The 13,408-nt window shown below is 69.3% G+C and carries 8 protein-coding genes; 2 read left to right on the top strand and 6 right to left on the bottom strand.

Annotation, left to right across the window (positions count from 1 at the left end; genetic code table 11):
• Positions 1-30: 30 nt before the first annotated feature.
• Complete coding sequence (locus AC0VYL_RS14565; RefSeq protein WP_475453291.1) at positions 31-579, top strand: helix-turn-helix domain-containing protein; 549 nt, start codon at positions 31-33, stop codon at positions 577-579.
• A gap of 33 nt (positions 580-612) precedes the next feature.
• On the opposite strand, the gene AC0VYL_RS14560 is transcribed toward AC0VYL_RS14565, so the two are convergent.
• Together AC0VYL_RS14560 and AC0VYL_RS14555 are read right to left on the bottom strand one after the other, a co-directional pair.
• Entirely contained in the window at positions 613-2,862 is a 2,250-nt protein-coding gene (locus AC0VYL_RS14560; RefSeq protein WP_475480451.1) for a DUF6351 family protein, read from the bottom strand.
• A gap of 240 nt (positions 2,863-3,102) precedes the next feature.
• Positions 3,103-3,663: a pyridoxamine 5'-phosphate oxidase family protein gene (locus AC0VYL_RS14555; RefSeq protein ID WP_475480450.1), complete on the bottom strand. Its 561-nt coding sequence runs from the start codon at positions 3,661-3,663 to the stop codon at positions 3,103-3,105.
• A 279-nt stretch (positions 3,664-3,942) separates the two neighbouring features.
• Between AC0VYL_RS14555 and AC0VYL_RS14550 the strand changes: the two genes are divergently transcribed.
• Complete coding sequence (locus tag AC0VYL_RS14550) at positions 3,943-4,599, top strand: response regulator (protein WP_475480449.1); 657 nt, start codon at positions 3,943-3,945, stop codon at positions 4,597-4,599.
• Between the two features lie 16 nt (positions 4,600-4,615).
• On the opposite strand, the gene AC0VYL_RS14545 is transcribed toward AC0VYL_RS14550, so the two are convergent.
• The 4 genes from AC0VYL_RS14545 to AC0VYL_RS14530 form a co-directional block, all read right to left on the bottom strand.
• Positions 4,616-6,388, bottom strand: a complete 1,773-nt coding sequence (locus AC0VYL_RS14545; RefSeq protein ID WP_475453283.1) for a sensor histidine kinase — start codon at positions 6,386-6,388, stop codon at positions 4,616-4,618.
• 221 nt (positions 6,389-6,609) lie between these two features.
• The gene (locus tag AC0VYL_RS14540; RefSeq protein ID WP_475480448.1) at positions 6,610-9,885 is read right to left on the bottom strand and encodes an NACHT N-terminal Helical domain 1-containing protein; all 3,276 of its coding nucleotides are present in this window, start codon (positions 9,883-9,885) and stop codon (positions 6,610-6,612) included.
• Between the two features lie 130 nt (positions 9,886-10,015).
• On the bottom strand, positions 10,016-11,401 hold the full coding sequence (locus AC0VYL_RS14535) for an FG-GAP repeat domain-containing protein (RefSeq protein ID WP_475480447.1): 1,386 nt from the start codon (positions 11,399-11,401) through the stop codon (positions 10,016-10,018).
• A gap of 279 nt (positions 11,402-11,680) precedes the next feature.
• Entirely contained in the window at positions 11,681-13,042 is a 1,362-nt protein-coding gene (locus AC0VYL_RS14530; protein WP_475453277.1) for an MFS transporter, read from the bottom strand.
• Positions 13,043-13,408: the final 366 nt, after the last annotated feature.

The following is a 13,408-nucleotide window of genomic DNA, read 5'->3' as shown; positions in this document are numbered from 1 at the left end:
CTGGAGCCGGACTGGCCCTAGGCTTCAGCCATGGCAGAACCGGACCCCGAACAGCCCGCCCGGCGCCAGCGGCGCCCGGCCACCGCCCGCGAGGCCAAGGCCCTCGGTCACCCGCTGCGACTGCGCATCCTGCGCCTGTGCCTGAGCAGGGACCGCACCAACCGGGAGCTCGCGGACCGGCTCGACACCAACCCGGGCACGGTGCTGCACCACGTGCGCACGCTGGTGGACGTCGGCTTCCTCGTCGCCGGGCCGGTGCGCAAGGGTGCCGCCGGAGCCCTGGAGAAGCCCTACCGGGCCACCGGGGAGACCTGGTGGCTGGACGACCCGCTCCGTGGCACGCCCTCGGAGGAACAGTCCTCACCGCTCGCCGCGTTCACCACCGAACTCGACGAGGCCGACCCCGACTCCGTCCGGCTCGTGGGGCGGTTCGCCCTGCACCTGAACGAGGAGGAGGTCTCCGAGTTCAACCGGCGGCTCCTCGCCGTCGTCGACGAGTACGTGACCACCGACCACGAGCGCCGGGACCGGCCCCTGCGCGGCGGGGCGCTCATCCTGCACGACATCCCCGAGGACTGACCGGCGGGCGCGGGTCGGTCACGGGTCCTCGGTTCAGAAGGACTGCCACGGCCCCTTCGGCGGCCGCTGGCCCTCACCCGGCTCCGACCAGTCACAGACCCCGTCCGCGAACACGTCCCGGGCCCGCTCGGCCTGGTCCTCGTCGAACTCCGCCGGGTGCGCCTCTTCGTCGAACTCGGTGAGTCGGCACTTGACGACGTCGGAGGCGAGCGGCCCGCCCGCGCCGATCCTCGGTGAGCCGTACGTGGGGAAGGCGTCGGCGCAGCGGTCGCCCCGCCCCTCCGGCAACGGCAGCTGCGGGGCGACCACGCGCTCGTCCCCGATCCAACAGGAGTCCGTCAGCCACTCGGGGCGGGACCGGCGCAGGTGCTCGGCGGGTGCTCCCTCGGGCTCGTCCCGGGCGAGCTCGGCGGCGGAGGTCACCCAGGCGTCGAGTTCGGTCAGGGCGCGCCCGGCCACCGGTTGGTCGGCGGAGAAGACGCCGCCGCGGTGCGCCTCCACCAGCATCACGTGGTTGTCGGCGGTGCCGTTGGCGGCCAGCAGGCGTTCGCGGGTGCTGAAGGAGTGGTACCGCATGTGGATGTCCCCGTCCGGCGCGTGGTCCTGGTGGGGGCGGTGGTCCACGACCGGGACGGCGGCCAGCCCGCCGCCCCCGTGGAGCAGCCGCCCGCTGTCGTGGGCGGCCCGGATCGCCGCCGGGTCGCCCACGGTGCGTCCGGGCACCACCGAACCGTCCCGGTCGAACCCGCCGACGTGCTCGTTCAGGTGCAGGAACTGGTCCGCGTCGATGTCGCCGTCGAGCAGCGCGGACAGCCCGTACTGCACCCCCACGTTGTCCAGCGGGAGCCGGGGCCGACCGGTCTCGGGGTCGGTGCCGTAGACGTTGCGGGCGTGGGAGAACACGTCGCAGCGTGCGCCGTCCGGGTTGTCCTCGGGGTGGTAGCGCTCCTCGGCGGGCAGCGCGGACGGACACACGCCCCGGGGGTCGATCCGGGCGGCGGCGTCGGCCATCGCGTTGATCCCCTCCCAGGTCCCGAACCCGGAGACCGCCCGTTGCTGTTCCCTGGTCAGGGCGTCCGGGTGCGCCTCGGCGTAGGTGCGCAGCAGCAGGGCGTCCGAGACGGCGGGAACGGTCGCGAAACCGACGTCCGGGTAGCTCTGGGAGACCACGATCCCGTCGAGCAGCCCGGGATAGTTGTCGGAGATCTGGTGGGATTGGTAGGCGCCGCCGGAGGAACCCCAGCCCAGTGTGTGGTCCGGGACGCCGAGGGAGAGGACGAACCGCTGCTTGACGGCGCTCATGGTCTCGGCGGCCAACAGGTCGTCACAGTTGTGCCCGAACACGTTCAGGGAGGCCGAGGCCACCGCGTACCCCTGGGAGAGCATGCCGTGGTCCACCACCCCGGCGGTGCGGTTCCCCTGCACGAACCAGCCCCCGGGGCAGCCGCCGCCGAACTTGTACACCAGGCGGCGGTTCCAGCCCTCCGGAGCGGTCCACGGGTCGGGATCGGGGTCGCGGGGGTCGTGCAGGACGGCCGTCTCGTACACGGACCGGTTGGCGGTTCCGGTCTCCACCCGGACCGTGTACGGCACCTCCTCACCGGTGGAGGTGGTCGTGCGGGCGACGTCGGCGGGCAGGGAGCCACCCTCCGGGAGCGGGGCGAACCGGCCGTCCGTGGTGCGGTACACGTAGCCCACCACGGTCTCCACCGAGCAGTCGTCGTCCAACGGGTCGCCCAGGTCACCGCCCCAGGCGAGGGCGAACTCCCCGGTCTGGCAGACGAACGGTTCCTGGTGCGGCCCGGCGAACACGGGACCGGACCCGGGGTGGTTGATGACCACCACCCGGGCCTGGGCCAGGGTGCCGGAGGCGGTTGCCGCCTCCTCGGTCAGCGCGGCCACCAGGGCGGACCTTCCCTCGGGCAGGTCCGTGACCAGCCCCTCCAGCACGTGCCCGCCCTCGGGGAGGAGTACGGGGCGCAGCGCGTCCGTGACGTCGGTGCCGTCCGCCTCCAGACGCACCTCGTGCGGTTCGACTCCGGGCGGCGGTTCCACGCGCACCAGCGCGCTCCCGCCTGTGACGGTGTCGGGCCGGGAGGACAGCACACGCACACGGAGGCCGTCGGGACCGCCGTCCGGGGGTGACACGGTCGGTGCCGCGGACGAGGGCAGCGTCAGCGCCGTGGCGTGGTGGAGCAGCAGCGGCGTACCGGAGACGGTGAGGACGGCGGCGGTGGCCGCGGCGCCCGCACCCAGGGCGACCCGGCTCCACAGGGGCCTCAACGACCGTCCCCCGCGCGGGTCGACGCGATCGTCCCCGTGCCGGAGCCCGGACCGTGATGGCAGTGGTGGCCGCTGTCGCACGAGGCGATCGTCTCCGTGCGGCACGGGTCGGGGTCAGGGACACACCGGGGGTGAAACGGGCTTTGCGCTCCCATGTGGCCACCGATACCCCGATCGGTGGCGAAACACACCAAAGGTACGGGACCCGGGTGTGCGGTTCCCGGGTCCGGCGTACCGCTGTCAGGTGTGGTGGATGTCCCGGCCGGTCACCCGGCCCGGAGTGATCCGTAGGACCTGGTCGCGCGGTCCCGCCGCCCAGGGCTCGGGGAGCCGACCCTGGGGGATGCGCTCCAGTTCGGACTGGTCGCGCACCCAGCGGCAGCGTCCGGAGGCCAGCACGCTCCACCCCTCACGCCGCTCCTCGTCGAAATGGTCGATCTGGAAGGCGGCGTGCCCCCGCGCGTGGCGCATGATGGTCCCGGCCAGCGTGGACCGGAAGACGATCGTGTCGTGCACCATCGCGTAGTTGACCGGCAGCACCGTCGGGGCGGCGTCCCCCTCGATGGTGAAGGCGACCCTCCCGATGTCGTGTGAGGCCAGGAGGTTGAAGCAGGTCTGGCGCTCCAGGACGGTGAACGCCGAGTGCTGTTCGTCGGCCAGATCGGTCCCGACCGTCATCTGGGCGCTCTCGGAGAGCCGATCGGTGCCCTCCTCGGCGCTCCGCTGTTCCGGAGGCGAGGCCGATCCCGTCACCCAGCTCCGATTCCGAGCGGACGCGTCCGTACCGCCTGATCCAGTCATCACGAACCCCCGAAGTGCCGTGCCCTCAGTTCCAGCCTTCGCCATCATCGCTGGCCGTGCTCCCGAAGGCCGTGGGGCACGAGCCCCCTGTCCGACGGCGAAGGTCCCCACCTGCGGACTACCCGCCAGGACACTCGCCCCAAACAGAAAAGGACGTTTGACTCATATGCCGCTATTCAGAACTGTCTAGGGTGGGAGGCGCACCGTGTCACCCCACACGACCCGAGGCGGCCGCGCCGCCACCGGGCACCGCACTCAGCGCTGAGGAGAACCGCCCCGATGGCCGGCGACGCAACGATCCGGGTGTTCCTGGTGGACGACCACGAGATCGTCCGACGAGGGGTCGGAGCACTCCTCGACGACGAGGACGGCATCGAGGTGGTCGGAGAGGCCGGAACCGCCGCACGGGCCCTGGCGCGGGTTCCCGTCCTCGAACCCGACGTGGTCGTGCTCGACGTCCGTCTCCCGGACGGCGACGGCGTTAAGGTCTGCCGGGACATCCGCTCGGCGCTCCCCGAAACCCGCGTGCTCATGCTCACCTCCTACTCCGACGACGAGGCCCTCTACGGCGCCGTCATGGCCGGGGCCTCCGGCTACATCCTCAAGCAGATCCACGGCACCGACCTGGTCGGCGCCGTCCGCACGGTCGCCGGGGGACGCTCCCTGCTCGACCCCGAGTCGACCACGCGCATGCTCGAACGGCTGCGCGCGGACGCCGTGCGTGAGGACCCGCTGAGCGAACTCACCGACCAGGAACGCAGGGTCCTGGAACTCATCGGTGAGGGACTCACCAACCGGGAGATCGGCACCAGGATGTACCTGGCCGAGAAGACCGTGAAGAACTACGTGTCCCGGGTCCTGGCCAAGCTCGGCATGGCCCGCCGCACCCAGGCGGCCGCCTACGCCGTGCGGCTGTCGATGAACCAGACCGCCTGAGCCGGAGGCGGCCCGGCTAGACCGTCCGCCTCTCGACGCCCTGCCGGGCCGGAACCGACCACTCCACCACGGTGCCCTCCTCCGGGCCGGTCACCACCGAGACCGCCCCGCCCAACTCCTCGGCGCGCGAGGCGATGTTGCGCAGACCGCTGCGGTGACCCCCCTCCCGGAAACCCCGGCCGTCGTCGGAGACCCGCAGCACCAGCGCGCCGTCACCGACCGACACCTGGACGTCCACCGACGCGGCCCCGGAGTGCCGGGCGGCGTTGGACAACAGCTCCCGCAGCACGGCGACCAGGTGCTCGCCGGTCCCGTCGTCCACCCCGTTGTCCACCGGGCCCTGGGTGAGCAGGCGCGGCGCGAACCCCAGGGACTCCGTCGCGGAGTTCACCACCGCCAGCACCTGGGAGCGCAGGGACGCGGAGTCGTCACCGGTGGAACTCTGGAGCGCGAAGATCGTGGACCTGATCTGCCGGATCGTGTCGTCCAGGTCGTTGACGGCGGACTGGACCCGCCCCGCCGACGTGGAGTCGTCGATCCGCCGCACGGTCCCCATCAGGGTCAGGGCGGTGGCGTAGAGGCGCTGGATCACCGTGTCGTGCAGGTCCCGGGCGATCCGGTCCCGGTCCTCCAACACACTCAGCCGTTCGGAGTCCAACCGGGCCTCGGCCAGTTCGAGGGCGACCGCCGCCTGGTTCGCGAACGAGGACAGCATGCTCAACCAGTTGCTCTGGAAGGGCTCCCGGTCCTGGTCACGGGCGAGCACCAGGACACCCCGTGCACCGTCCGGCGGACCGAAGGGCAGCACCAGCACCGGGCCCATCCCCAACCGGCCCAGGAACCCGACCCCGAGATGGTCGAACTGGGCGACGTCGGTCCGTACCGGGATCCCGCTCAGGTAGACCCGCCCCAACAGGGTGTCGGCCTCCCGGGGCAGGGTGGCGCCCCGCACCCCGTCGGACGGCGGCGCGCACGGGTCGTCGGGACCGTCCCAGACCCGCACGGTGAGGGTCTCGGGCTCCTCCCCGGGCATGGCGATCACGGCGAGGTCGGCGTGGGCCATCACCCGGGCGCGCCGGGCGACCAGCCTCAGGACCTCCTCCGGGGCGGCGCCGGACAGCAGCCGGGTGGTGATCTGCCCGGAGGCGTCCAGCCAGGTCTCCCGGCTCTGGGTCTGCGCGAAGAGCTGCGCGTTCTCGATCGCCGTGCCCGCCGCCGTGGCCAGCGCCCGCAGCAGGAGCTCGTCGTCCCCGGTGAACTCCGCGCCACCGAGCTTGTCGGTCATGTAGAGGTTGCCGAACACCTGGTCCCGGATACGGATCGGCACCCCGAGGAAGGTGTGCATGGGCGGGTGACCGGCGGGGAACCCGCGCGACTCGGGGTGCTCGCGCACGTCCCGCAACCGCAGGGGTCTGGGTTCCTTGATGAGCAGCCCGAGGATGCCCTCGCCCTTGGGCCAGTGCTCGATCTGGTCGATCTCGTCGGGGGCCAGCCCCACGGGGATGAACTGGCTCATGTCACCCTCCGGTCCGATCACCCCGAGCGCGCCGTACCGCGCCTCCACGAGGCTGGTCGCGGTCTCGGTGATCCGCAGCAGGAGGGGTTCGAGCTCCAGGCCCTCCCCGATGGAGACGACGGCCTCCAGCAGCGTGCGGATGCGCTCCTGGGTGCGCGAGATCTCGGTCATCCGGGACCGGACCTCGTCGAGCAGATCGTCCAGCCGTACCTCGGGCAGCGACAGCCGGTCCTGGCCGAGGTGGCGGTGGGAATCGCCGTCTGGCGCGCGCATGGGGGACTCTTTCCGGCAGCTGTCCTGGGGCCGTTCCCGAGTCTAGGCGGGTGTTTCCGGCCCCCGTCGCCGCCTCCGAGTCGGTCAGGTGTTCCAGGTCACCGGCGATGACCAGGCGGTTCTCCCAGCTGCACCTCTACGGGGCGCAAGTGCCAAAGGCCCCCGCCAGAGAGGACCTTCGCCCCCGAGCACGGTCATGCCGTCCCGGCGCCTGACCGCCGTCAGAACACGTATGGAACATCTCTTACTAGGCGGGAATTATTGCCAAGCGCCTCGGTTCCGTTCACGGTTTGTGATCGAATCTCGGTAGCTTCCACGGTTAGATTGGGTGTTCCCTCCAGGGGCGACAGGTCTACTGGCTTCTCTCCCTCAACGCGAAGCGTTTGTAATTGTGGAATATCCCTAATCCACGATGGTACGGAAATCGATAGGTTGAAGTGTCGGAGTGTAAGTTTTTTGAGTGACGGGAGTTCAGTTAAGGCCCATGTGAGGCTTTTGTTCTCTGTGAGTTTGAATTCGATTTCTAGTTCTTCTAGGTGGGCGAGTTGTCCAATAATAGAAGGTAGGTTCGCGGGTGTGGGGTCGCGGTAGGTGAGGTGCGTGAGGGATTGGTGGTGACTGAGAATTCCTTCCGCGCTAAAGATGTTAGGGCAATCTCGGATTTCAAGCTTGTGAAGCTTATTGGTGGCTGTATTGAGGTAGTCAAGGTTCCTTTCGTGATACTGAGCCGAGAGTCTGAGGCTCAGGGTTCTTCCTGGATTTGGCAGGATGGTGTCTAGTGAAAGCTGCGGAAGGCTGGTTTCGAAAGAAATATCTGTCAGTTCATGGAAGGAGGAAAGGATGTGCAAGTCTGATATTTTGTCGGGGTGGCTGAGGCTTAAGGTTGATATAGGGCTTTGGGTAAGTGGTTCTATCTTGGCAAGGGAGGTATCTTTGTTCTGATGAAGGCCTCTAAGGCTTTTCATGCCATGCAAGGGGGTGAGATCAATCCCATGCCATGGGGCATGAGTGTCTGCGAATAGGTACACTTGTGACAAGTGCTTCATTTGTTTCAGTGGATTTAGATTATCGCTTCCCTTTCCTGTGATTACTGCTTTGGATGTTTCGGGGGCGTGCTTGTTCAGTAATTCCAGGTGTTCGGTTGAAATTGTAATGGAATAGGAATAGGTGGTGCAGGCCTCTCGGAGTATCACGCGGGCTAGTTCAGGTGAGGCCCCTCTGTTCCACGCTGTGTGCAGAGCGCTGAAGATTTCATGGCTTCGGAAAGGTAGACACTGTCCGATGATCGGGACTGATGCGGGGCCGCCGATCAACGAGGCTGCCTCGATGGTCTTCGCTGCCTGTCTTGCGTTCTTCGGTGGGCTTTTCGCGAGCAGGGGCAGTGCGGATTCACCGACCATTCCCAGGGCGTGAACGTGATCCTTGGTTCTGGGCGGCAGGATGCTGAGGACGCGTTCCTCGATCTCCTTTCGCAGGCGCTCGGCCAACTGGGGTGAGGTCTCCAGGCAGGCGAAAGCCACCAACAGCAGCCGGTCGTGGTGCTTCTTCACCTGGTCGGCACGCTCCAGCAGCCCGGTGACCAGCTCCTCCCTCTGCTTCGGGGTTGCGTGCCCGGCGGCCATCACGACCACCTCGTGCCACTGGTCGTCATGCGCCTTGCTGACCAGCAGGGGGAAGCTGTCCTCCTCCACGATCGCCTTGGCCGCCAGGTACTCCTCGAAGGTGCGGTGGAGGAAGCTCACCCGGTCGACGGTCGGGCACTGGAGCAGCCCGCTGCGGACGATGAGGTGGGTGAAGACCTCCTCAGGTTCCTCGTCGACCCGGTGCATGCTCCTCAACACCCTGGTGACCTGGCGCTGTGCGGTCGCTCTTGGAGCATCCGAACTGCCGTTGATGACGAGCCACTTGGCGAGTTCCTGGAGCAGCAGCACCAGTTCACCTCGGGACAGCTCCACCCCCGCGATCCCGCGCTGGTGGTCACGGTCCTTCAGGAGCATCGCCAGGGCGGCCTCGTACACCTCCATGCGGTCTCTGGGCAGCGATGTGTTGCGATCCCGGTGCAGGGCACACAGCAGCGCGCAGAGGAGGGGCGTCGCGGCGATCGCGCGCAGGTGCCGCTGCCCCAGGACCTTGCGTGTGAGCTCGGTTTCGTAGGTGTTCAGGAGTTCCAGTTCGGTGTCGTCCGCGACCTCACTGCGTACCGCCTCGTGCCAGTGGTGGATGAAGGAACTGACGTCGTCGTCGGTGAGCGGTTGGAGTTCGGCGCTGACGAACCCGTCCGCCTCCAGCCAGGACTCCTGGGCCGCCCCGGGCCTGGTGGTGACCACGTACCGGCACTCGGGGAAGTCGGTCATGAGCTCCCGTAGCCACCGCCGGGCGGCCTCACGTTGGCTCTGGGGGAGTTCGTCCACCCCGTCGACCAGGACGATCCCTCTGCCCTCGGCCAGCACCCTGGTCACCCACCCCTTCGGTGCCTGATCCGCCAGGTGGCGTCCGGTGTGCCGGACGAAGTCGGCGGGCTCGGGCAGCTTCTCGCCCACGTACTGGCGGAGCGGAACCATGAAGGGGATCAGGCCGTTCCAGGCGGACATCGCCTCAGGGAAGTCACCCCGGCAGGCGCGCACCCCCACCCAGCGCATCAGGGTGGTCTTGCCGGTCCCGGCCGGACCGCGCAGGAAGGTGCGCCGGTGGGAGGCCAGGGCCTGTTCCACTCGTAGATGGCCGGTGTGCACGGTGTCGGCCCACAGGACATCCTGCTCTCGGTCCTCCTGCTCCCAGGACACCCGAAGGCTCAGGTACGCCAGGGTCAGCGGGTACCTCTGGGTCCGCGCGTCCGTGCCGAACAGCTCCAGGACGTCCCACCGCTCCGCGGCGGTCCTGCGGTACGCGGTCACGAAGGCCGCCTCGGCGTTCTCCTCCCGTCCGTGCCCCTTCTGGTCCTCCGCCTCCGGGATGCGGTCCAGCAGCTCGTCCAGCTTCTCCAGGACCAGGCTCTCCCGGCGCAGCAGTTCGCCGAACGCTCCGGCCTGGAAACGCGGCAGGGTACCCAGGGTGGCCATCACGTAGGCGCACGACTCCGGGAGGACCCGGTCGTAGAGGGCGACCGCCTGCCCGCTGAGGTCCCTGGTGGCACCCGCTGCCCTGGACCGCACGTACCGCTCCAGGTACAGGGGGTCCAGGTCCTGCTCGAACAGGACGCGGTCGGTCAGACCGGCCCGCTCGAAGGCGTCCGCGACAGCCAGCACCGCCGCCTCGCGCTCGTTCTCGGCCAGCCCCTGGAACTCGTGGTCGAGGTAGCCGACCACCCGGTCGGCGATGCTCTCCTCGATCTCCGCGAACTTGCGTTCCAGCTTGCGCTGGTCGCGTCTGCCGGTGACCTTCTCCTGGACCAGGTCCACCACCGTGGTCGCCGCGCTCTCCGCGATCGGGTTGCCGATCCAGATGCCACAGGCGGCCTTGACGACCGAGACGCCCAGCTTGAGCGCGGCTTCGTACACGTGCGTACTCCGGGGGGTCGGAGGGTTACGGGGGCAGGATCCACACTAGGACGCGAAGGGCCGGTCCGGGCGTTTTCCACAGCCCGGACCGGCCCCTGGCCGAAGGCGGCCTCCCGTACTCCGACCGCCCCTACAGGGCCTCGGTGGTGAACTCCACCGGCTCCGGGTCGAAGCCGTCGGGGCCGCCGCGGAACAGCGCGTACCCCGCGTTGTCCTCCGGCATGGCCGGGTGCACGGTGCTCAGCAGCAGGTCCGGGTGGCCGTCACCGTCGTAGTCGGTCAGCGAGTGGTGGCGGTAGGAGCCCAGGTCGTTCTCCGGGACCGGGAGCGCCGCCGCCCGCTCACCGGTCAGCCCCTCGGGTCCGCCGAACAGCAGGGTGGCGGCCTCGTAGGAGTGGAACGGCCCCGTCATGGCCACCGCGTCGTCGTATCCGTCGCCGTCGACGTCACCCACCAGGAGGCCGTTGCCGAACCCGTCCCCGTCCCCGGCATCGCCGGGAACACCCTCGCTGTCGAGGGTGAGGCGGGACGGTTCCGCGTCCAGGAAGCCGTCACCGCCCGCGTAGGCGTCCACGTACCCCGGGTGCAGTTCGTCCTCGTGGCCTGGCTCGTTGTTGGGGATACCGCTGACCCCCACGAGCAGGTCCGGGTGGGCGTCACCGTCGAAGTCGCCGTTCGCGTACGCGTGGCCCAGCGCGGTGTCACCGAGGACCTCCTGCGCGGGGCCGTCCGGGCCCGAGCGGAGCACCAGGTGGGGTGCGGGGGACTCGTCGCGGTTCCGGACCAGCAGCAGGTCCAGCGCCGCGTCACCGTCCGCGTCGATCACGTCGAGCTCGGCGTCCCCGGCGTCGCTGGGCAGGGTCACCTCGCCGCTCTCGGCGGGGGAGCCGTCCCGTTCGAAGGGTCCCTGGTGGAAGGTGGCCTCGTACTCGTCGACCGGGGTGCCCTGGAGGTGGTCCAGGACGGTGACGTCGGTGTTCCCGTCCCCGTCGAAGTCACCGACGACCAGGGACACCGCGTACATGTCGCTCGGGTCGTCCTTCTCCAGCCAGGGCAGCGGCACGGCCTCCCCGGCGGGGCCCTCGGGCCCGCCCCACACCACGTATCCGCTCCCGGCGTCCACGAGCAGGTCGGTGTGGCCGTCGCCGTCGAGGTCACCGGTGCCCAGGACGGTGAGGAGTTCGCCGTCGTCGGCCAGCCCGAGGTCCGCTCGGGTCAGGGTGACGGAGCGGTCGGGGGACAGGCCGTCCGTCCCGCCGAGCAGCACCCCCACGTAGGGCTGGCCGGTCTCGGCGTCTCCGGAGCGCCCGCTGATCGGCACGTCCGAGTACCCGTCGCCGTTGACGTCGTTCGGCGCCGGGGTGGTGCTGCTGGTGGTCTCCGCTTCGTTGAGGTCGGTGCTCGGCGCGCCACAGGCCGTGGCCAGCAGCACGAGTGCCGCGCTCAGGGGGACGGTGGTTCGGTGAACGATGGGGATCTCCCAGGGGTGAGGGGGACGGGAATCCGTCCGGTTCATGGGCAGTACGGACCTCGGGGCGTTCACCGGTTCAGGGGCGTGGTCCCGGCTCGCTCCGGGGCCGTTCTGGTACACCCCTCCGTGTACTCGCCGGTCGATAAGTTCGGCGTGAAGGTCGCGCGTGCGCCAGACGACGGCCGTGCGGGCCGGGCCGGGACCCCCCGAGGGCCCTTCTTTCCCTTACGCGACGGGCGGTGTGAACGGTTCGGACGCGCGGAAGGGCCGGGGCGCGTGCCGCCCCGGCCCTTCCCGTCCCGGGGGAGATCCCCCGTCACTCCGCTACTTGGTCACCTTGGCGGAGATGGTGTCCAGGTCGTCGTGCCTGGTCTCGCGGCTGACGATCAGCGCGCCCAGGGTGATGGTGCCGACCAGGACCAGGTAACCGCCCACCCAGGCCAGCCCGAAGGTCCCCGCGAGCCAGGTCGCGATGTAGGGCGCGAACGAGGCGCCCAGCAGGCTGGCCAGGTTGTAGGCCGCCGAGGCGCCGGTGTAGCGCACCTTGGTCGGGAACAGCTCTGGCAGCACCGCCGCCATCGGGCCGAAGGTCAGACCCATCAGGGACAGGCCGATGATCAGGAAGGCCATCACGCCGACGGTCCCGCCGCTGCCCATGAGCGGGCCCATGGCGAACCCGAACGCGATGATCGTGCAGGTGACCGTGATCAGGACGGGCCTGCGGCCGAACCGGTCCGCGAGCAGCCCGGAGATCGGTGTGAACAGCGCGAAGAACAGGACGCCGATGAGCAGGAAGACCAGGAAGTCGGTGCGCTCGTACCCCAGTCCGGTCTCCGCGTCCGTGCCGAAGCCCAGGGAGAAGACGGTCATGAGGTAGAAGAGCACGTAGGTCGCCAGCATGATGAGCGTGCCGATGACCACGGCGGGCCAGTTGTGCCGGAAGACCTCGACGATGGGGGTCTTGACCCGCTCCCCGGAGGCGATGACCTTCGCGAAGGCGGGCGTCTCGTGCAGGGTGAGCCGCACCCACAGGCCGACGATGATCAGCACGGTGGACAGCAGGAACGGGATGCGCCAGCCGTAGGCCAGGAAGTCCTCGTCCGACATGGCCTGGCTCAGGATCAGGAAGACGCCGTTGGCCAGGAAGAAGCCGATCGGCGCGCCCAGCTGCGGGAACGTGCCGTAGAAACCGCGCTTGCCGGGGGGAGCGTTCTCGGTGGCCAGCAGCGCCGCACCGCCCCACTCGCCGCCCAGGCCCAGACCCTGGCCGAACCGGCACACCGCCAGGAGCAGCGGCGCGGCCACGCCGATCTGCGCGTAGGTCGGCAGCAGCCCGATCGCGATGGTCGCGATGCCCATGGTCAGCAGGGACGCCACCAGGGTCGCCTTGCGACCGATCCGGTCACCGAAGTGGCCGAACAGCCAGGAACCGATGGGGCGGGCCACGAAGGCGATGGCGAAGGTCGCCAGCGACTGCAGGCGCGCCGCCATCATGTCGCCCTCGGGGAAGAACAGGTAGGGGAAGACCAGGACCGCGGCGGTCGCGTAGATGTAGAAGTCGTAGAACTCGATGGACGTGCCCACAAGGCTCGCCGTGAGGACCTTCCGCTTCGGGTTGGTCGGTGGCGCCGCCGTCTCGGCTTGTGGCCGTTCCGGCGCCGGGTTGTCTTCGGCGACGTCCTTCATGAGGAGTTTCTTTCCAGGTCAGTGCGGGTCGATGGTGGGATGCTAGCCGCGGTGGACGATATTTGGAACTTTTGTCTCAACATGTGGACAGTTGGGGTGATGGTCGACGTCCCTTCGCATGTGCGGGCAAAACGGGATCACCCGCCCTGTCGGTCCTCCCGTCCTCCCGGTGATCCACCTCACCGGTGCCCGGTGTCACGCTCCGGGACACCCGGTCCGTCCTGCGGGTCGACCACTCGAAGTGTCGAGGAGGAGGACCGATGACCCCTCAGATCCTGGTGCCCGGCGCGGGCCACGCCGGGCTCGCGGCGGACGGACGGGCCGCGCACGACATCCGCCGGGACGGGCTCGACGCCAGCGTCACCC

It is taken from the genome of Nocardiopsis sp. iso_238, assembly GCF_056173325.1.
The sequence above is the reverse complement of the archived record's forward strand: the minus strand, read 5'-3'. Positions and strand labels throughout refer to the sequence as shown.

Excerpts from the sequence above, each read along its gene's own strand:
- AC0VYL_RS14565 (WP_475453291.1), top strand. The coding sequence starts at position 31 with ATGGCAGAACCGGACCCCGAACAGCCCGCCCGGCGCCAGCGGCGCCCG.
- AC0VYL_RS14555 (WP_475480450.1), bottom strand. The coding sequence starts at position 3,663 with ATGACTGGATCAGGCGGTACGGACGCGTCCGCTCGGAATCGGAGCTGG.
- AC0VYL_RS14550 (WP_475480449.1), top strand. The coding sequence starts at position 3,943 with ATGGCCGGCGACGCAACGATCCGGGTGTTCCTGGTGGACGACCACGAG.
- AC0VYL_RS14545 (WP_475453283.1), bottom strand. The coding sequence starts at position 6,388 with ATGCGCGCGCCAGACGGCGATTCCCACCGCCACCTCGGCCAGGACCGG.
- AC0VYL_RS14535 (WP_475480447.1), bottom strand. The coding sequence starts at position 11,401 with ATGAACCGGACGGATTCCCGTCCCCCTCACCCCTGGGAGATCCCCATC.
- AC0VYL_RS14530 (WP_475453277.1), bottom strand. The coding sequence starts at position 13,042 with ATGAAGGACGTCGCCGAAGACAACCCGGCGCCGGAACGGCCACAAGCC.